The 18,851-nt window shown below is 67.0% G+C and carries 13 protein-coding genes; 7 read left to right on the forward strand and 6 right to left on the reverse strand.

All coding sequences use genetic code 11. The features are described 5' to 3' along the window. Positions 1-50: 50 nt before the first annotated feature. A complete protein-coding gene (locus LK533_RS01035) occupies positions 51-647 on the forward strand; it encodes an alpha-ketoglutarate-dependent dioxygenase AlkB (protein ID WP_229360762.1) in 597 nt (198 codons plus the stop codon). 6 nt (positions 648-653) lie between these two features. On the opposite strand, the gene LK533_RS01040 is transcribed toward LK533_RS01035, so the two are convergent. Next, complete coding sequence (locus LK533_RS01040) at positions 654-1,163, reverse strand: MucR family transcriptional regulator (protein ID WP_229361724.1); 510 nt, start codon at positions 1,161-1,163, stop codon at positions 654-656. Positions 1,164-1,530: 367 nt separating this feature from the next. Beyond that, positions 1,531-2,565 carry an oxidoreductase gene (locus LK533_RS01045; RefSeq protein ID WP_229360764.1) on the reverse strand — a complete coding sequence of 345 codons (1,035 nt, stop codon included), beginning with the start codon at positions 2,563-2,565 and terminating at the stop codon, positions 1,531-1,533. Positions 2,566-2,694: 129 nt separating this feature from the next. Between LK533_RS01045 and ada the strand changes: the two genes are divergently transcribed. Then, a complete protein-coding gene (gene ada, locus LK533_RS01050) occupies positions 2,695-3,759 on the forward strand; it encodes a bifunctional DNA-binding transcriptional regulator/O6-methylguanine-DNA methyltransferase Ada (RefSeq protein WP_229360767.1) in 1,065 nt (354 codons plus the stop codon). 55 nt (positions 3,760-3,814) lie between these two features. Beyond that, a complete protein-coding gene (locus LK533_RS01055; protein WP_229360769.1) occupies positions 3,815-4,399 on the forward strand; it encodes an isochorismatase family protein in 585 nt (194 codons plus the stop codon). Between the two features lie 334 nt (positions 4,400-4,733). Here LK533_RS01055 and LK533_RS01060 read toward each other — a convergent pair whose 3' ends face one another. Both LK533_RS01060 and LK533_RS01065 read right to left on the reverse strand, forming a co-directional pair. Further along, positions 4,734-6,233, reverse strand: a complete 1,500-nt coding sequence (locus LK533_RS01060; protein ID WP_229360775.1) for a DUF4139 domain-containing protein — start codon at positions 6,231-6,233, stop codon at positions 4,734-4,736. Beyond that, positions 6,233-7,660, reverse strand: coding sequence for a DUF4139 domain-containing protein (locus LK533_RS01065; protein ID WP_229360777.1), 1,428 nt, complete (start codon positions 7,658-7,660; stop codon positions 6,233-6,235). Before LK533_RS01065 ends, LK533_RS01060 begins: the two co-directional genes overlap by 1 nt. Positions 7,661-7,899: 239 nt before the next feature. Here LK533_RS01065 and LK533_RS01070 point away from each other — a divergent pair, with 239 nt between their 5' ends. Then, complete coding sequence (locus LK533_RS01070) at positions 7,900-10,440, forward strand: glycosyl hydrolase 115 family protein (RefSeq protein ID WP_229360779.1); 2,541 nt, start codon at positions 7,900-7,902, stop codon at positions 10,438-10,440. Here LK533_RS01070 and LK533_RS01075 read toward each other — a convergent pair. Together LK533_RS01075 and LK533_RS01080 are read right to left on the reverse strand one after the other, a co-directional pair. Then, entirely contained in the window at positions 10,431-11,702 is a 1,272-nt protein-coding gene (locus LK533_RS01075; protein ID WP_229360780.1) for an SGNH/GDSL hydrolase family protein, read from the reverse strand. The two genes, LK533_RS01070 and LK533_RS01075, sit on opposite strands and share 10 nt — an antisense overlap. 10 nt (positions 11,703-11,712) lie before the next feature. Continuing rightward, positions 11,713-13,812: an alpha-glucuronidase family glycosyl hydrolase gene (locus LK533_RS01080; protein ID WP_229360782.1), complete on the reverse strand. Its 2,100-nt coding sequence runs from the start codon at positions 13,810-13,812 to the stop codon at positions 11,713-11,715. 163 nt (positions 13,813-13,975) lie between these two features. Between LK533_RS01080 and LK533_RS01085 the strand changes: the two genes are divergently transcribed. Genes LK533_RS01085 through LK533_RS01095 form a run of 3 tightly spaced genes read left to right on the forward strand, consistent with a single transcriptional unit; the run spans position 13,976 to position 18,850 of the window. After that, positions 13,976-16,312, forward strand: a complete 2,337-nt coding sequence (locus tag LK533_RS01085; protein WP_229361725.1) for a glycoside hydrolase family 3 N-terminal domain-containing protein — start codon at positions 13,976-13,978, stop codon at positions 16,310-16,312. A gap of 8 nt (positions 16,313-16,320) precedes the next feature. Further along, entirely contained in the window at positions 16,321-17,532 is a 1,212-nt protein-coding gene (gene manD, locus LK533_RS01090; RefSeq protein ID WP_229360783.1) for a D-mannonate dehydratase ManD, read from the forward strand. A gap of 1 nt (position 17,533) precedes the next feature. Further along, positions 17,534-18,850: an MFS transporter gene (locus tag LK533_RS01095; protein WP_229360784.1), complete on the forward strand. Its 1,317-nt coding sequence runs from the start codon at positions 17,534-17,536 to the stop codon at positions 18,848-18,850. Position 18,851 lies beyond the last annotated feature (1 nt).

Here is an 18,851-nt window from a genome sequence, read left to right on the forward strand (position 1 = left end):
CGCTACCATGTCTTTCGAAGCGATCGCCGGATGCTTATCTCTGCTTTGTAATGGCGGCCCAGCTCGACCTTTTCGGAACCCCGTTGCTGCCCGGCCTGGCGCATGGCGAGGACGTGGTCGACGCGGTGGAGGAAGTGGCGCTGATCGCCGCCATCGACGCGTGCGAACTGACGCCGTTCCGCTTCCAGGGCTGGACCGGCAAGCGGCTGACGACTTCCTTTGGCTGGAGCTATGATTTCGATCGCGGGCGGATCGCGCCGGGGTCGGCATTGCCGGACTTCCTGCTGCCGTTGCGCGAGCGGGCGGCGGCATTCGCTGGCCTAGCGGCCGCCGAGCTCGAGCAGGCGCTGCTGATCCGCTATGACCCGGGCGCGGGGATCGGCTGGCATCGCGACCGGCCGATGTTCGAGCATGTGGTGGGGATTTCGCTCGGCGCGCCGGCCGTGCTGCGCCTGCGTCGGCGGACGGAGGCTGGCTTCGAGCGGCGGAGCCTTCCGCTTGCGCCGCGGTCGATCTACCATCTGTCGGGCGAGGCGCGGCACCAGTGGGAGCATGGCATCGCCGCCATGGACCAGACCCGCTGGTCGGTGACGTTCCGCAGTCTGTCCGCCCTGGGCCGGCGCGCATCGGCGCAGGCCCAGGGCTGAGGCAGGTTACTCGGCAGTCGCGTCCTTGGGCTTGCGGCCGCGGCGCTTCGGCGCGGCGGCATCATTCGCGCCGGCTTCCTCGCCTGCATCGCGCGGCTTGCGGCCAAGGCCGATCCGCTTCGCCATGTCGCGACGGCTTTGCGAATAATTCTCAGCGACCATCGGATAGTCGGACTTGAGGTTGTAGCGCTCGCGATATTGATCCGGCGTCAGGCCATGACCGGCCAGATGGCGGCGCAGCGTCTTGTACGGCTTGCCGTCGATCATCGAAAGGATGTGGTCCTTCGATGCGAGCGACTTCCGCACGGACACGGCGGGCGTATAGTCTTCGCCGGGCGCTGCCTCGACCTGCTCGGAAGTTGCGCCGCTGCTCAGCCCGACGACCGTTGCGTGCATCGTCTGGAGAAAGGTCGGTACATCTTCCGCCGATACGCGATTGTTCGCGTTGTTGAGCCAAGCGATGGTGAGCTCGGTTGCCAGCTCCACCGCATTCAATTCAGAAACGTCGTCGGCCATCTTGATTCCTCCGTTCATGCGGGCGCACTTGGGGCTTTCTTTGCGGTCCGTCAACTTGTGAAGCTGCGGAGTTGAAGGTTTTTCGCCGCCGGGCGGTGCCGTTGTGGGACGTTGGGCGAGGCGGTGGCAGACATTCCGAGAAGCCTGTTGCATCGGTTCATGCAAGTTTCGCACCCGTACGCAATTACGTAGGCAGCTTTGCGTACTTTTACGCTGCAAGTTCTGGTCGAAAACCACTGTGCCGAAACCATTCCGACACTATCGTTAATCGGCGACATGCCGGACAGTTCAGGCGGTTGGTCTGCTGTTCGGATTACCAACCCGATCGGGCGGGAAGCTGTCCATCCAGGCGCAAGAACTCTGCGGATCAGTGCGAAGGAAAGGACAAAGTGCGTCCTTCGCGCGCAGACCGGCGCGCCTGTTCCAGCAGCTCCAGTCCTGCAATCGCATCCGATGGCGCGACGGGCGGCGCAGCATTCCCCGAAATGGAGGCCGCAACTTGCGCATAGAAGTGCGGCCAATCGCCCGCCACACTCGGCACGCGCTGTTCGCCGCCGGTGCTGTCGACCAGCACGCCCCAGCTGGCCGCGTTCTCGATGCCATAGCCGGGATCGGCAGGACTGCCGCCGGCGCGCAATACCGCCTCTTGCGGGTCGATGCCGTGTTTGACGAAGCTGCCGCGCGTGCCGTGCAATGCAAAGCGGGGGCGGGGGGCCGCGACGAGCGACGCCGCGCCCACGATCACGCGCCGCGTTCCATAGTGCAGCGTAAGTTCGAAATAATCGTCGACTTGCGCTTCGTCCCGCTGGCTCAGCATGTCGGCCGACACGCTCTCCGGCCGGCCGAACAGGTGAAGTGCCTGATCGATCAGGTGCGGGCCGAGGTCAGAGAGCAGGCCGCCGCCCGGCTGCGGCGTCTCGCGCCAGCCCTGCTTGATGGCCGGTCGGAAGCGATCCCAGCGTAATTCCGCCAGCTGCAGGTCACCAAGCACGTCGTCGGCCAGCAAGCGTTGGACGGTGGCGAAGTCGGAGTCCCAGCGCCGATTGTGAAATACCGTCAGCATCTGGCCGTGCGCTTCTGCCAGCACCGTCAGTTCGCGTGCATCCTCGGCTGTCAGCGCAAAGGGCTTGTCGACGACGACGTGCTTGCCGGCCTCCAGCGCGGCGCGGGCCAGCGGGGCGTGGCTGTCGTTGGGCGTGGCGACGACCACGAGATCAATCGCCGGATCGGTGAGCAGTGCGTCGGCCGAAGCCACCGCCTGCGCTTGGGGATAGAGGTCGGCAACCTCCTGCACACGCGACGTGACGATCGCAGCCAGGCGAAGGGCCGGCGTGACGGCGATCAGGGGCGCATGGAATGCGCGACCGGCAAGTCCGAAGCCGATCAGCCCGACGTTCAGCATGGTGGGATCTCCTGGTTCCGCCGCGACAACGGCTGGCGTGCGGGGGCGGTGCCATTATCTTGGATTGGAGCGCAAGGAACGGAGTGCGCGCCGGCGCCGCGTGCGGCAGGCAGGGCGCAGGAGGTTGTCATGACACAGCAGGAAATGACGCAGGATCCGCGCTGGGCACGCATCATGGCGCGCGACGCGAGCGGGGATGGCGAGTTCTGGTATTCGGTGGCGACCACGGGGGTCTATTGCCGACCGTCGTGTCCTTCGCGCGCCGCCAATCCGGCGAACGTCACCATCCATGCCACGCTGGCGGAGGCGCGGCGGACGGGCGCACGCGCCTGCCTGCGCTGCCGGCCCGATGCTGCCGGCGCGAAGCTTGCGCATACAGAACGGGTTGCGGCTGCGTGCCGGAGTATCGAGACGGCCGAGACCCAACCGACGCTGGCGGAGCTTGCGGCCGCGGCCGGGATGAGTGCCGGGCATTTCCAGCGGGTGTTCAAGGCTGCGACCGGCGTGAGCCCCCGCGCCTATGCCGCGGAGCATCGTGCGAGCCGCGTCCGCGCCGCATTGCAGGGGGGCGCGGGGGTGACGGAGGCGATCCACACCGCCGGCTATGGCTCGAGTGGCCGCTTCTATGCGGAGGCAGATGCCGTGCTCGGCATGAAGCCGGCGGCCTATCGCCGGGGTGGTGCTGCCGAGACGTTGCGCTTCGCGGTGACGCAGACCAGCCTCGGTCTGTTGCTGGTGGCGGCCAGCGAGACTGGGATCGCCGCCTTGCTGCTGGGGGAGGACGCGGACGCTCTGGAGGCGAACCTCCGTCACCGCTTCCCCAATGCGCATCTGGAACCGGGCGACGCCGCCTTCGGGCGGCTGGTCACCCAGGTCGTGGCGTTTGTGGACGCGCCGGATGCGACGCTGGACCTGCCGCTGGATATCCGCGGCACCGCCTTTCGCCGGCGGGTCTGGGAGGAGTTGCGCGCCATCCCGGCGGGAGAGACGGCAAGCTACGCGGACATTGCGCGGCGGATCGGCGCGCCCGCCGCGGTGCGGGCGGTCGCCGGCGCCTGTGCCGCCAATGCGCACGCGCTCGCGATTCCGTGCCACCGCGTGCTGCGCAGCGACGGCGCGTTGTCGGGCTTTCGCTGGGGTACGGCACGCAAGCGCGCGCTGCTCGATCGCGAAGCGGCGGCACGGCGGGATTGACCCGGCCGGTGATCCATAGGACCGCTGCCCGTCCGGCAGCGGCAAGGAGCATGCGATGAAGAAGGTCGTGGTGGTGGTAGACACCCAGGCGGATTTCATGAACCCGGACGGCGCGCTGGCGGTCGCCGGCGCCGGTTCGCTGGCGGCGCCGATGACGGCGTGGCTGAAGGCGCTCGACTCCAAAGATACTGCAGCGGTGCTCTTCACGTTCGACACGCACTTCGCCGACACCTACCTAAGCTCCGCAGAAGCGCAGCAATTCCCCATCCACTGCGTGCGCGGGACGCCGGGCTGGCACAATGTGCTCGACACCGCGGCGGTGGATCCGGCGATCCCGGCTTATCGGCTCGAAAAGGGCGTGTTCGCGATGTGGGAAGAACCGGACCTGCGTGTCGAGCCGCTGGCCGACGGCGCATCGCTCGACCGCGATGCATTCTTCCGCGACCTGCGCGCCGGTGGCGTGGAGGAAGCCGTGGTGATCGGCGTCGCCGCCGACTATTGCGTGCGCTGGGCGATCGACGGATTGGTCGAGCGCGGCTTCCGCGTCACCGTGCCCCAGGCGCTTACCCGCGGCATCGCCCGGCCGATCGACCAGGTCCTGGAAGAGGATTTCGCCGGGAAGGCGGTGGCGCTGGGGTGAGGTGCCGCTGCGGCGGCGTGTCCCCTCAAGGAAGCTGCGCCGCCTCACGAGAGGAGGCCCATCTTCCAAAGCGACGATGTTTTCACAAGGCTGCGCCGCTCCCGACCCGGTACTGAGCTGGGCAGGCGGAGCCTAACACCGACTTTGATGATCCTCTCGTGTCAGAGGTCTGCTGGTGGCTGAACATTCCGCTGCGGCTAGGCGCACACGTCGGAGATGCCGGTCGATCGGATCGGTGAGGCGATCGTTTGCATCCGGATTTCCCCCGATGCGTGGCTGCCACCCAGGGAGCAGGCGGCAATCGAACGACCCGCGCTCGGGGCTCTCACCGGCGTCAGAAGCGATAGTCCAGCGTCCGCTCGGCATTTGGAGGAAGCACTGGCGACCAGGTCAGAACGCCGTCCGCGAGGGCGGCCGCCGGGTCGTCGGTTTGGACGCGCTGACCTGCCGCGCCGATTGGCAGGTCCAGGGTTACCGGGAACGGATTGGCGTTGCGGACGGTCAGGCGAGCGTGCCTCCCGGCAAGAACTTCCTGCACAACGGTGACCTGAGTGCTGGTACCGGCAGCAATCCGGATCGTCTCACCCGTGGTGCGGTCGCGCATCGTGCCCAGACCGATCAGCAGGCGCTGCTCTCCACGCGCTGCATAGAGGGCGGTGCTGCCGGCAGGCAGGGGCATGCCGAGCCCGGCGGCCTTCTTGTTGGTAACCACCAGCACGATCGAGGTGGGCGTGACGTCGAGCTGACGCCCGGCGATGATGGACAGGCGGTAGCGGCGCTCGAAGGGTATCTTCCCTGCCGAAAGCAGTGCGATCTGCTTCTGGGAGCGTCCTGCGACATCGGCTCTCTCCGGCACGCGGTACAGCTTCAGATCCCCGAGATCTTCCGGAGGCGGTGGCGGCGGAGGTGCGGGTGGAGAAGGCGGCGCTGGCGCGGCCATTCTCAGCGGCGAGTACATGCGCGAGGCCGTCAGGATGACGCTCTGCGGTTCGAACTTCCTCTCCCGCAGGTCCGAGGTGGTCGTTCCAAGCGGGAAGCAGGCAAGGCGCAGCGCCCCCACGTCGCGCGCGATCGTACCGATCGCCTCCCGGTTGAGGCGCCCCGCCACCGCCTGCACCTCTGCCTGACGAAAGCCTTCCGGGTTGGCGTTCCCCAGCGTCAGCCAGGCAAAGAGATCCAGCGTACGCGCGTTCGGCGCAACGCTCGCCACATAGCTCGCCCGCCAGTCGAAGCCGGAGGAGAGGTAGCTCAGCCGCACGGTGACGGTGCGAGCAGACGCTGTATTGGTGGCGACGCTGAGAACCGGTTTTGCGGACAGGTCCTGCGGCACATGGGGGTATCGCAGACTCTCCGGCAGTCCTGAGCAGCGCAGCGCTTCGATCCCCGCCGACGTGCGCAGCACGACGCCCTGCGCTGGACCGGCGACAATCGTGGCTTGCTCGCTGACCGCGCGGCCGGTTGCCCGATCGGTGCGGGTAAGCGTCACCTGCCGCCCCAGCGTCCCGTCAACCAGCGATGCGGGGGAGAGGAGGCGCGCGTCGCGGTTCTTCTCGATGGTGCCGCCCGGCAATCCATCAATCACTGCGCTCACCGGGATGATGCCGTCGGCGACGCCTTCGAAGCGAACGATCGCGGGTCCGCGCGGAAGGCGCACTCGCCGTGTTTCAGTCACCAGTGCAAAGCCCGAGAGGTACCGGAGGTCCAGCGCCCCGCGACCCCAGGGCGCGCGATAGACTGTCAGCGCGACGCGCTCTGGACGAGGCGAGGTCACCGCCTGTTGCGCCTGCGCCGGCGCTGGTGCCGCCAGGAGCAGGCTGAGCAGCCAGCGGCGCATCAGTAGCGCGTGTCGAACGTCGCGGTGACCAGCGTTTCTCCATTGGCAGGCACGGGCACCTGCCAGGTGGCGGTGTCTGCGTCGGTACGCTCGCTGCGGAGGCTTTCGTCCGCGATACGGGTGTCTGCCCAGCGGAGCCCGGCCTGCGCCAACTCGACGGTTACAGGCCGCGATCGCGCGTTGGTCAGTCGATATCGTACGGAAGTTCGCCAACGGAGGCTGCCGATCTTGGTTCGGCTGAGAGTCGTTGGCTGTACCTTCACGTCGAAAGCGTCGCCGGTCGGTAGCGCAAGGGTCGACCCTTGTGGTGTGTGTCCGATGCGGTTTTCGCCGATGAACTGCGGCTGCCCTCGCGCGTCGCGGACATAGACCCGCACGACGCCAGCCGGCAGCGCATCCCCCAGGCCGGCCGAGCCGGAGTTGGTGAACCGCAGCACCGACTGGGCGCTGCGCGGCTCGTCCGAGGTCCCGAGCCAGCCATTCTCGAACCGGTATCCCGAACTTGCGGTCGCGCCCTTCGCATCCAGGAAGCTCACCTGCTTGGTCTGCTTGTCCGCGATGGTCGTGCGCGCCTCCAGCGGATAGACGTAGAAGTCGCCGAGCTGTTCGCGCGCGGCGCTTTCGGTTCCTGCGACCGCGCGGGTGTCGCGACGGCGGGGCGGGCGGGGTGTGTAGTTCGCGCCATCATACTCGTTGAAACCTTCGGCGCTGCCGACATCGCCCGCGACGAGCAGGGTCTTGGCATTGGAGAAGGTGGTGCCGCTGCCGTTCTTGAGCGTGACCCAGCCCTGCACGTCGACCTTGCCGGCCTTTTCATCATACAGCGCGACATAGTCCGCGCTCCAGCCGAGCCCGCGGGTGAGGTAGGAAAGCGTCGCCGGTCGCGCACCCGAACGCGTGCTCGCCAGAACCACCGACAGGGTCGGCCGCGCGCGCAGTGAGGCGGGTACGCGATCGAACACCGCGCGGACGGGAAGGCCATCGTCGCGCAGGACCTCGATACGGCCGCCGATATCCAGCACGACGCCACCGTTGACCGCCAGCACCCGCGCGCGCTCGCGCGTTTCTGCGCCGGTTGCCGGATTGGTGCGCACCAGCGTGATCGTCTCGCCCTCGGCCTTCTCCATCAAGCTGGAGGGACTGAGGAGGTCATAGTCGAAGTTCTGTTCGACGATGCTCGCGTCCGGCACTGCCAGCGACACGGTCTCCGGGCGAATGGCGGCGCTGACGTCCGGGAAATCCTGGCGCACCTGTCCGTTGCCCAGTGTGAGCGTGCGGACATCTTGCACCAGCGCGACGTCGTTAGTGTAGATCGCGATCGAAAGCTCGCCCTGAGCGGTGCTTGCGGCCGGCGAGGGCGCCTCCTGCGCTGCAAGCGGTGCCGCCGCCAGCAGGGCTACGCCACTGCTCCAGATCCGTGCGCGCATTGTACCTGCCCCCGTATCCCTCTTTGCTCGTAGTGTGGCGGATTCGGGCGTCGATGTCATTGGGGATTCGGTCGCGCGAGGGAGACGGGTTCCCCTGTTGTAGTGTGCAGCGCAAGCGCTACGGTAGCGCTCGCATCTGCGTCCTCGGCAAGAAGGGCGACCGGGAGAGTTCTATGTCCCCACTTCCGGGTAGCTTGACCCGCCGCACCCTCGTGGAAGCTGCCGCCTGCGCGGGAACGATGACGCTGTTTGCGCCTGTCGCCTCGGCATGGAACGGCTGGCCGCGCGAACCGGATCGCCGCACGGCGTTTCCGCTGATCGCGGACGGCGTACCGGCAGCCGTCTTCATTGATGCCGATGCCGATAGCGCAGTGCGCTATGCTGCGGACGGCTTTGCGGCGGACCTGGAGCGCGTGAGCGGGACGCGTGCGCCGCGGATCACGGGTGCGGCGGGCCGGCTAGAAGGCGCGGTGGTGATCATCGGGGTTCTCGGACGAAGCGCCCTCATCGACAGGCTGGCGGCCGACGGCAAGATCGACGCGGCAGACCTGCGCGGCGAGTGGGAAGCCTTTCGCCAGATCGTGGTCGATGGGCCGCTGCCGGGCGTGTCGCGCGCGCTCGTGATCGTGGGTGCCGACCGGCGTGGCGCGGTGTTCGGCACCTATGACATTTCCGAACGCATTGGCGTGTCGCCGTGGCACTGGTTCGCAGACGTTCCGGTTCGCCGCCAGCACAACATTCACGTTCCCGCCGGATCGCGGCGTGACCAGCCGAAGGTGCGCTATCGCGGTTTCTTCATCAACGACGAGGCGCCGTCGCTGAGCGGCTGGGCAGAGAAGAAGTTCGGCGGCGCGAATGCCGCGATGTACGCGCACGTCTTCGAACTGCTGCTTCGCCTCAAAGGCAATTACCTGTGGCCAGCGATGTGGGCACCGCGCGCCTTCGCCGCCGATGATCCCCGGAGCATGGCGCTGGCGGACGCAATGGGCGTCGTGATCGGCAACTCGCACCACGAACCGATGCTGCGTGCCCATGACGAATGGCACCGCAACAAGGAAGACGGCGTGACTGGCGGCGCCTGGGACTATAATCGCAACAGCCAGAACCTGCGCAGCTTCTGGCGCGGCGGCATCGAACGCATGATGTCAAAGGGGAATGGTCGAGGATTTGAGTCGGTCGTCACCATCGGCATGCGCGGCGATGGGGATGAGGCGATGGGAGAGGGAACCGCCATTCCGCTGCTCGAGCGGATCGTCGCCGACCAGCGCGCGATCATTGCCGACGTGACCGGACGGCCAGCGAGCGAGACGCCGCAGATCTGGGCGCTCTACAAGGAAGTGCAGGACTATTACGATCACGGGATGCAGGTGCCGGATGACGTCATCCTGCTCTTCTCGGACGATAATTGGGGCCAGATCCGGCGGCTGCCCGAACCCGGCGCGAAACGGAGGGCGGGCGGCTACGGCATCTACTACCACTTCGACTATGTCGGGGGTCCACGGAACTACAAGTGGCTCAACACCACCCAGATCGAGAAGGTCTGGCAGCAGATGGATCTCGCCTATCGGCGCGATGCCCGGTCGATGTGGATCGTGAACGTCGGCGACATCAAGCCGATGGAATATCCGCTCAGCTTCTTCCTTGCGATGGCTTGGGATCCGGAAGCGATGACCCCTGAAGCGCTCGCCGGCTATCCCTCGGCTTGGGCGGCGGCGGCCTTCGGACCCGAGCATGGCCGTGCCATCGGCGAGATGATGACGGCGCTTGCCAAATACGCTGCCCGGCGCAAGCCCGAGCTGATCGACCAGAACAGCTTCTCGCTGGGCGGCATCACGCCCGAGGGACTGGATGGCGGCGAGTTCGGCGCGATGGTGGCGCAGTGGGATGCGCTGGAGGCACGGATGCTCGCAACCCGCGCCCGCTTGGGATCCGAGCGGTTGGACGCGTACTTCCAGCTGGTCGAGTTTCCCGTCCTGGCGCTCGCGAACCTGTATCGCCTCTACTATGGTGCCGCCTGGAACAAGCTCCTTGGGTCGCGCAACGACCCCCGCGCCAACTATTTCGCGGACCAGGTCGAGACCAGCTTCCGGCGGGACGGCGAGCTCACGCGGCGCTACCATGCCATGAACGGCGGCAAGTGGGACGGGATGATGGCCCAGGTCCACATGAGCTACGTCATCTGGAACGATCCGACGCAGCAGACCATGCCGAGCATCACGCGTGTCGGCGGCGGCGCGGTGAGCTCCCGGCCCAATTTCGTCGAACGGCGACAGCCCGATGGCGTCCTCTCCATCGAAGCCTCAGCCTTTGTCCGCGCGCGAGACTGTCGCGGCCTCGGCTGGACCAAGATCCCGCACCTGAGCCGCACCGACGGGGCCGTGATTGCGCTGCCGCAGGGGAGGCCCGCCACCACGCTGCAGGACGGCGTCCGCCTTGAGTATGACGTACGCGTCCAGAAAGCCGGTCCGGCGCGGCTGACACTGCATCTGGCTCCCACGCTCGACACGACCGGGGAGGGGGGCGGACGCATCGGGGTGTCACTCGATCATGGCCCGGTGCAGACGCTGCAGATCCGGCTGGAGGCATCAGGCGGCGGATACGACACGCCGGATCAGCAGCGCTGGGCAGCCGCTGTCTCCGACAATGTCGTGCGGCTGGCGGCCGATTTCGGGACCATCGAAGCCGGCCGGCACAGCATCCAGGTCTGGCGGCTAGACGACAATGTCGTGCTCCAGAAGCTGGTCCTGAGCACGGAGGCGTCACCGCCCACCTACCTCTGAATGGCCGAAGCGTTTGTCCTGGCCGCGGGGGCCGTGAACAGGCTGAGCGGCACGGCTTCACCCATGACGCGGTAGCCCGCCTCCGATGGGTGAAGATGATCGCCGGAGTCGTATGCCGGAGCCAGCCGGTCAGGATGCATGGGGTCACGCATCAGACGATCGAAGTCGATCACGGCATCGAAGGTGCCGGAGGTCCTGATGAAGGTGTTGATCGCCTGACGTGCCGCCTCGAGTTCCGGCCCGGGATGGTAGTAGCCGTTGCCGCTGAACGGCATCACCGTGCCGCCGATCAGCTTGATGCCGTGCGTGTGCGCTCGGGCGGAGAGCTGACGGTATGCGCCGATGACTTCCTCCACCAACGCCTTGTGCTGGGCTGGCGTGGCAGGCGCGTCGCGGGTGAGCATGCCGAGGTCGTTGATACCTTCCAGCACGATCGCCCAACGAACGCCGCTGCGTGCAACGACGTCGCGATCGAAGCGGGCCATCAGATTGGGGCCGGAGCCGTCCAACAGGATGCGGTTGCCGCCGATGCCTGCGTTGAGGACGCCGATGCCTCGGGTTGCGGCGTTGCTGCGCAGCCGCGCGGCGAACACGTCGGTCCAGCGGCTGTTCGCTTCGGGCTTGACGCCATAGCCGTCGGTGATCGAGTCCCCAATGGCGACCACGGTTGCGGCACCGGCAGGAGCTGCAACTTCGACGTCCGCGATCAGGTACCAACGGGTGGTGGTGCGGGCGCCCGGCAGATCGGCATCGTCGACGTGGGAGCCGGCGAGAAGGAAGCTGGTGGCGCGTGCGCCGGGGTGGCCGGTCTGGGGCTCAGGTGTTTCCGGCAGGTACAGGCTGATCGCCAGGTCGGCTCCGGGCGCGAGCGCGAGGGAAACCGAGTCCGAATAGATCTCCGCCCCCGCCGGGATCACCGCCCCCGGACTTCCGGCAAAGGTGAGCGGCACGCCACCCCGGATCTGCGCAGTGCCTGGCTTGGCTGCCCGCGCGACGTGCGCGGCTCCGATCCGAAGCGGTCGCGTGCCGAAGCGGTTGGAGAGCCGCACGCGCAACTCGCTGCCGCCCGCCGACAATCGTACGATCTGCCGCAGGGTGACCGCACGCGAGGCCTCCGCAGGAAGCGCATTCTCGCCATCCGGGATCATCTGGGCCGAACCCCAGCTGGCGATCCACGCCTTGTCGCCGGGCCGGGCGAGGGCGGTTCCGCTGCCGAGGATCAGGATCGCGGCTGCGAGTGCGGTCTTCCATGCAGGTGCCATCGATCGCTCCTTAGTGCGGGTTGCCTGGGGCAAGCGGGAACTGCTGCGCCTTGTACCAGGCGAGATCGTGCTCGGGGGCCGCGGAGCCCGCCGGGAGGGGCAGGCCGTTCACCGACTGCCAATAGGCAAGGCTCGCATCCCGCCACCAGCGCGCCTCACGCTCCTGGATAGCGAGAAAGGTTGCGGTTTTTTCCCAGCGCTCCGCGTCCACCATCGGTCGCAGTCCATCCCACTCGCGGCGCATCGCGGTCACGGTCGACACCCCACGATCATAGTGGTGGACCATGCCGTCCCACAGCGTCTCGCCGTTCTTGAGGCGGTAATTCCAGGGGAGATGGTGGAACCACAGGAGTTCCGCCTCGGGCGTGGTGCGTGGGTTGGCATAGAGCTTCGCCACCGTTGGCGCATATTGCGCGACCGCGTTGCTGCCCGTCCGGGTTCGGTCGAAGCCGATGCCCTGCTTGTCCGCACGGTGATAATAGACCGGGTTCCACTCGGGCCGCTGCAGCTCGGACACCCAGGGTCCGGGCCCGTAATGATGTCCGGTCGCCATCAGATGCGCGAGGCCGAAGGGGCCGGTATAGTCGACCACCGCCTCTCGCGAGCGCATCATCATGTCGACGACCGGGCCCACGATGCGCGGGTCGGTGCCGAAGGTCTGCTGCGCCCATTCGCGCGCAATCCCGGCGGCATCCAGCAACGGATCCCAGGCGAGACGGCCGAACGCATACCAGTTCGCCTGGTTGAACGTGCCCCCGGTCCAGTCGCGGTCGTTGCCGATGTTGGCGACGCCAGCCATGCCGGTCAGCCGGTGCCGTTCGCTCTCGCCGTCCACCACGCTGGCGACCGTTTCCTTGCCGCGGCCGGTCTTCGCTTCCAGCACCTCGGTGAACAGCGGCCCCAGATAGGCCAGGTGGGTCGCCTGTCCGAGATACTCCTTGGTGATCTGGAACTCCATCATCAGCGGCGTCTTGGGCATGGCGCCGAACAGCGGATGAAAGGGCTCGCGCGGCTGGAAGTCGATCGCGCCGTTCTTCACCTGCACCATGACATTGTCCGCGAACGTGCCGTCGAGCGGCTTGAACTCGGTGTAGGCCTGTTTGGCGCGATCGTCGGGGTCGGTATCCGCATAGACAAAGGCGCGCCACATCACGATGCCGCCGTGGGGCTTCACTGCTGCGGCGAGCATATTGGCGCCGTCCCCGTGGCTTGCTCCATAGTCGCGCGGGCCCGGCTGGCCTTCGCTGTTGGCCTTGACCAGGAAGCCGCCGAAGTCGGGGATCGTCCGGTAGATCTCGTCCGCCTTCGCCTTCCACCAGGCCGCGACAGCAGGATCGCGCGGGTCCGCGGTCTTGAGGCCTCCGAGCTCGATCGGTGCCGAAAAGCGCGCGGAGAGATAGACGCGGATGCCCCATGGCCGGAACGTGTCGGCCAGCGCGGCCGCCTTCGCGATGTAGGGCGCAGTAAGGCTGTCGGCTTTGGCATTGACGTTGTTGAGGACGGTGCCGTTGATGCCGATGGAGGCGTTGGCGCGCGCATAGTCGGTGTAGCGGGGATCGCGATAGTCGGGCAGCGTCCACCAATCCCACAGCGACTCGCCAGCGTAACCGCGTTCCACCGGGCCATCGAGATTGTCCCAATGGTTGAGCAAGCGCAGCTTCACCTTGGGCGCGGACCGCAGGTTCGCAGCGCCCGGCTGGTTGCCGCTGCTGGCATGGCGAATGAGCGCAAAGGCACCGTAGAGCACGCCGCGATCGGTGTTTCCGGTGACCAGAAGTGTCTGACGACCCCCCAACGTAACCGGACGCACCAGATACCCTTCGTCGCCCAGCTCTCCCACCGGAAGTCGCAGCGAGGCAAGGCTCGCGTCGCCTGCGAGGGCCACGACGATGGGCAAGGTGGCCGCGACAGGCAGATCGCGGCGTAGTTCGGCCTCGGCCAGCCGCAATGTCGGTGTATCGCCCAGGCGCGACACTACGGGCTGCGTGGATGCGGACGCGCGGGCACGGAGCCACAGGTCGTAGCCGTCTTCCGCCAATGCCGGCGTCGCCAGCAGGCTTGCTGCAAGTGCGATGGCGCTGGTTCGCACCAGCGTTCTCATTGCTTTCATTGCTCTCTCCCGGTGCGCCAGCGATTGACAAGCTGGCGCTGGCAGTCATGTTAACGGTATCAGTTGAACAGGCAAGCCGCGCTAGACGGCAGCCGCAACGAGGGAGCGGAGCGTGAAGCGCGCAGAATTGAAGATCGCCCGACGGGGCGTACTGCGCTGGGGCATGGGAGCGTCGCTGCTCGCCTTTGTTCCGGCCGCGGCCCGTGCCGCGCAACCAGTGTACAAGGACGCACGTGCCCCAGTAGACCTGCGAGTGCGCGACCTGATGGCCCGCATGACGCTGGACGAAAAGGTCGCGCAGCTCATCACCCTGTCCACCAGCAAGCGTGACGTGATGGACGATGCCCGCGCCTTCGACGCAGGCAAGGCAAGCACCGCCTATCCCAACGGGATCGGGCAGATCGCCCGCCCGTCCGATCGAGGTGGAGCGGCAACGGCGAACAACACCGGCGCGGACGTGACCGGACGCTGGCGCAAGCCGGCCGACACCATCGCTTTCGTGAACGCCTCGCAGGCCTGGTCGCGGGACCGTACCCGGCTCGGCATCCCCGTGCTGTTCCATGAGGAATCGCTGCACGGCTATATGGCGCCGGAGGCGACCAGCTTCCCGCAGGCGATTGCGCTGGCCGGAAGCTTCGACGCCGATCTCATGCAGCGCGTGCAGTCCGTCATCGGACGCGAGGTTCGCGCGCACGGCACCGTGCTGGCGCTGTCGCCGGTCGTGGATATCGCACGTGACCCGCGCTGGGGCCGCATCGAGGAAACCTTTGGCGAGGATCCGTACCTGTGCGGCGAGATGGGCGTTGCCGCCGTCCGCGGTCTACAGGGAGAAGGACGGGAGCTCGCGCCCGGCAAGGTCTTTGCGACCCTGAAGCACATGACGGGTCACGGCCAGCCGCAGGCGGGCAACAACGTCGCGCCCGCACAACTCGGAGAGCGCGAGCTGCGGGAGAACTACTTCCCGCCGTTCCGCGCGGTGGTGGAGCGGACCGGCGTCGGCGCCGTCATGCCCTCCTACAACGAGATCGACGGCATCCCCTCACACGCGAATCGCTGGCTGCTGACGGAGGTGCTGCGGGGCGAGTGGGGGTTCGATGGCGCGGTGGTGAGCGACTATGCCGCGATCCCGGAACTCGAATATTTTCATCATGTCGCGTCGAGCAAGGGAGATGCCGCACGGCTGGCGCTGGAAGCGGGCGTCGACTGCGACCTGCCGGACGGCATCGCCTATCGCACGCTGGCCGATGAAGTCCGCGCAGGCCGGGTACCGCTCGAGGCGGTGGATGCCGCATGCCGGCGCATGCTGACGCTCAAGTTCCGCGCCGGTCTCTTTGAAGAAAAGCCGATCGACCCGCGGGCGGCCGCGCGGCTCACCGCCAATGACGAGGCGTTGGCGCTTGCGCGCGAGGCGGCGGCCAAGTCGATCGCGCTGCTGGTGAACGACGGCACGTTGCCGCTTTCGACCGACAAGGTCCGCCGCGTCGCCGTGATCGGCCCCAATGCCGCGGTTGCGCGCCTGGGCGGTTATTCGTCAATCCCGACCAACCCGATGTCGCTGCTGGACGGCGTGCGTGCACGCCTGCGCGGCAAGGCCGAGGTGCTGCACGCACAAGGCGTGTTCATCACCCAGACCGAAGACCGATCCGCCAATGAGGTGCTACTCGCCGACCCGACGCGCAACCGGCAGCTGATCGCCGAAGCGGTGGAGGTCGCGAAAGGGGCTGACGTGATCCTGCTGGCGATCGGCGACACCGAACAAACCAGCCGGGAAGGCTATGCGAAGACTCATCTGGGGGATCGCACCAGCCTCGATCTGCTGGGCGAGCAGAACGACTTGTTCCTGGCGATGAAGGAGACGGGCAAGCCCGTGGTGGTGGTCGCCATCAACGGCCGGCCGCCTTCGTGGCCGACGGTGGTCGGCGGTGCCAATGCGATGATCGAGTGCTGGTATGCCGGTCAGCAGGGCGGCCATGCCATCGCCGACGTGCTGTTCGGTGACGTGAACCCGGGCGCCAAGCTGCCGGTGACGGTGGTGCGCGACGTCGGGCAGGTGCCCTTCTATTACAACCACCAGCCGTCGGCGCGTCGCGGCTATCTGTTCGACGACGACAAGCCCCTGTTCCCGTTCGGCTTCGGGTTGAGCTACACCAGCTTCCGCCTGTCGCCGCCCCGGCTGTCCGCGGCCAAGACCGGACCGGGTGGCAGCACCTCCGTCGAGGTCGACGTGACCAACACCGGCAGCCGCGCCGGCGATGAGGTGGTGCAGCTCTACATCCGCGATCAGGTCTCCTCGATCGCTCAGCCGGTCAAGGAGATGCGCGGCTTCGAACGGGTGACGCTGAAGCCGGGAGAGACCCGCACCGTGCGCTTCACGCTGGGTCCTGACGCGCTCCGGCTGTGGAACACCGACATGCGCGAAGTGGTGGAGCCTGGCCTGTTCGACATCATGACCGGTCCCAACAGCCGCGACCTTCAGACCGTCGTGCTCGAAATCGCCTGAGGAAACCGATGCCCAAGATCGTCAACGCCCGGGTGATCGTCACGAGTCCCGGTCGCAATTTCGTGACCCTGAAGATCGAGTGCGACGACGGCACGACCGGCGTGGGGGATGCAACGCTCAACGGCCGCGAACTCGCAGTCGCGAGCTACCTCTCCGAGCATGTCGTCCCCTGCCTGATCGGTCGCGATGCGCACCGGATCGAGGATATCTGGCAGTATCTCTACAAGGGCGCATATTGGCGGCGCGGTCCGGTCACCATGACCGCGATCGCAGCCGTCGACATGGCTCTGTGGGACATCAAGGGGAAGATCGCCGGTCTTCCCGTTTACCAGCTGCTCGGCGGCGCTGCCCGCGAAGGCTGCATGGTCTATGCCCATGCCAATGGCGCCACGATCGACGACACGATTGCGGCGGCAAAGGCGGCGATCGACGAAGGCTATCTTGCCGTGCGGCTGCAATGCGGCGTGCCGGGGCTGCCCTCCACCTATGGCGTCGCCAAGCACGGTGAACGCTATGAGCCGGCCGACGCCGACCTGCCGAGCGAGAGCGTCTGGTCGACGTCCAAATACCTGCGGGTCGTGCCCGAGCTGTTCCGAGCGGCGCGCGAAGCGCTCGGCTGGGACATTCACCTGCTGCACGACATCCATCACCGGCTGACCCCGATCGAGGCGGGCCGGCTGGGCCGCGACCTAGAGCCGTATCGGCCCTTCTGGCTGGAGGATGCGTCGCCGGCCGAGAACCAAGACGCGTTCCGCTTGATCCGCCAGCACACGACCGCGCCGCTCGCGGTGGGAGAGATCTTCAACTCGATCTGGGACTGCAAGGCGCTGATCGAGAACCAGTTGATCGATTATGTCCGCGCGACCGTGGTCCATGCGGGCGGCATCACCCACATGCGACGGATCGCGGCGCTGGCAGACCTCTATCAGGTTCGTACCGGCAGCCACGGTGCCACCGACCTCAGCCCGGTCTGCATGGCGGCAGCACTCCACTTCGGCCTGTCGATCCCAAATTTCGGCATCCAGGAGCATATGCCGCACACCGAGGAGACGGACCGCGTCTTCCCGCATGCCTATTCCTTCGCCGACGGGCTGATGCATCCGGGGGACGCGCCGGGTCTGGGTGTCGACATCGACGAGGAACTCGCCGGCACCCACGCGTACAAGCGCGCCTTCCTGCCGGTGAACCGATTGGAAGACGGCACGCTATGGAGTTGGTGAGGTGAGTGCCCTCAGCGACGCCGCAGCCGAGGCACCGGACACCGCCGCCCGGGCGGTACGGGCGCCGCGCGGGCGGATCCGGTGGATCATCTGCGGCTTGCTGTTCACCGCCGTGGTGCTCAGCTACATCGACCGCCTGGTGCTGGGGGTGCTGAAGCCGCAGCTCGAGGCCCTCTACGGCTGGACCAACACGGGCTATGCCGACATCACCGGTTATTTCCAGGTGTTCTACGGCCTGGGCTTTCTGCTGTTCGGCTGGTTGATCGATCGGATCGGGCCGCGCGCGGGCTATCTGCTGGCGATGGGCAGCTGGACAGTCGGCCACTTCGCCCAGACGCTGGTGACTTCGACGTCAGGCTTCGTGCTCGCGCGCATCCCGCTCGCCTTTGGTGAGGCCGGGACCTATCCGTCTGCACTGGCGGCGGCATCGCAGTGGTTTCCCAAGAGGGAGCGCGCGCTTGCCATCGGCATCTTCAATGCTGGCGCAAATGTGGGCGCGGTGGTCACGCCGCTCCTGATCGGCTTCATCGTCGCCGACCTCGTGCTCGACTGGCGTTGGGCCTTCATCGTGACAGGGCTGCTCAACCTGGTGTGGCTCTTCGCCTGGTGGCGCTTCTACCATCCGCCGCACCGCCATCCGCGCATCACGACCGAGGAACGCGCCTGGATCGAGGCGGAGCCTGCCGACGACAGCGGTCGCGCGGGCTTTCGCGCCGTGCTGCGCCACCGCGAGGCTTGGGCCTATATGGCCGGCCGCTTCCTGATCGATCCCGTCTGGTGGACCTTTCTCTTCTGGCTGCCCGATTTCTTCCACACCCGTTACGGCTATGACCTCAAGAGCTTCGGCCCGCCGCTTGTCGCCATCTACATCCTGGCGGACCTGGGTGCGATAGCGGGCGGCTGGTACTCCTCACGCCAGCTCAAGCGAGGGATGGCCACCGGCCGCGCACGCAAGCAGGCGATGTTCGTCTGCGCGTTGTTTGCCTTGCCGGTGATGTTCGCCGCCCAGGCCAGCAGCATCTGGATCGCGGTCGCGCTGATCGGCCTTGCCTGCGCCGCGCACCAGGGTTTTTCGACCAACCTGTTCGCGCTGCCGGGTGATCAGTTCCCACGCTATGCTCAAGGCACGCTGATCGGCCTTGGCGGATTTGCGGGCGCCGTCGGCGGGTTCATCGCATCCAAGTCGCTCGGTGCGCTGCTCGACAAGGTCGGCAGCTATGGCCCGTTCTTTGTCGCTTGCGGCGTCGCCTACCTGGTCGCGCTGCTGGTCTTCCACCTCCTCAACCCGCGCTACCGCGACGTGAAGATCGCGCAATGAA

The organism is Sphingomonas sp. PL-96 (genome assembly GCF_020707215.1).
Taxonomy (GTDB): Bacteria; Pseudomonadota; Alphaproteobacteria; order Sphingomonadales; family Sphingomonadaceae; genus Sphingomonas.

What these genes read in the sequence shown, in the direction of transcription:
- LK533_RS01035 (WP_229360762.1), top strand. Translation starts at nt 51, where the DNA reads ATGGCGGCCCAGCTCGACCTTTTCGGAACCCCGTTGCTGCCCGGCCTG.
- LK533_RS01040 (WP_229361724.1), bottom strand. Translation starts at nt 1,163, where the DNA reads ATGGCCGACGACGTTTCTGAATTGAATGCGGTGGAGCTGGCAACCGAG.
- LK533_RS01045 (WP_229360764.1), bottom strand. Translation starts at nt 2,565, where the DNA reads ATGCTGAACGTCGGGCTGATCGGCTTCGGACTTGCCGGTCGCGCATTC.
- ada (WP_229360767.1), top strand. Translation starts at nt 2,695, where the DNA reads ATGACACAGCAGGAAATGACGCAGGATCCGCGCTGGGCACGCATCATG.
- LK533_RS01055 (WP_229360769.1), top strand. Translation starts at nt 3,815, where the DNA reads ATGAAGAAGGTCGTGGTGGTGGTAGACACCCAGGCGGATTTCATGAAC.
- LK533_RS01060 (WP_229360775.1), bottom strand. Translation starts at nt 6,233, where the DNA reads ATGCGCCGCTGGCTGCTCAGCCTGCTCCTGGCGGCACCAGCGCCGGCG.
- LK533_RS01065 (WP_229360777.1), bottom strand. Translation starts at nt 7,660, where the DNA reads ATGCGCGCACGGATCTGGAGCAGTGGCGTAGCCCTGCTGGCGGCGGCA.
- LK533_RS01070 (WP_229360779.1), top strand. Translation starts at nt 7,900, where the DNA reads ATGACGCTGTTTGCGCCTGTCGCCTCGGCATGGAACGGCTGGCCGCGC.
- LK533_RS01075 (WP_229360780.1), bottom strand. Translation starts at nt 11,702, where the DNA reads ATGGCACCTGCATGGAAGACCGCACTCGCAGCCGCGATCCTGATCCTC.
- LK533_RS01080 (WP_229360782.1), bottom strand. Translation starts at nt 13,812, where the DNA reads ATGAAAGCAATGAGAACGCTGGTGCGAACCAGCGCCATCGCACTTGCA.
- LK533_RS01085 (WP_229361725.1), top strand. Translation starts at nt 13,976, where the DNA reads ATGGGAGCGTCGCTGCTCGCCTTTGTTCCGGCCGCGGCCCGTGCCGCG.
- manD (WP_229360783.1), top strand. Translation starts at nt 16,321, where the DNA reads ATGCCCAAGATCGTCAACGCCCGGGTGATCGTCACGAGTCCCGGTCGC.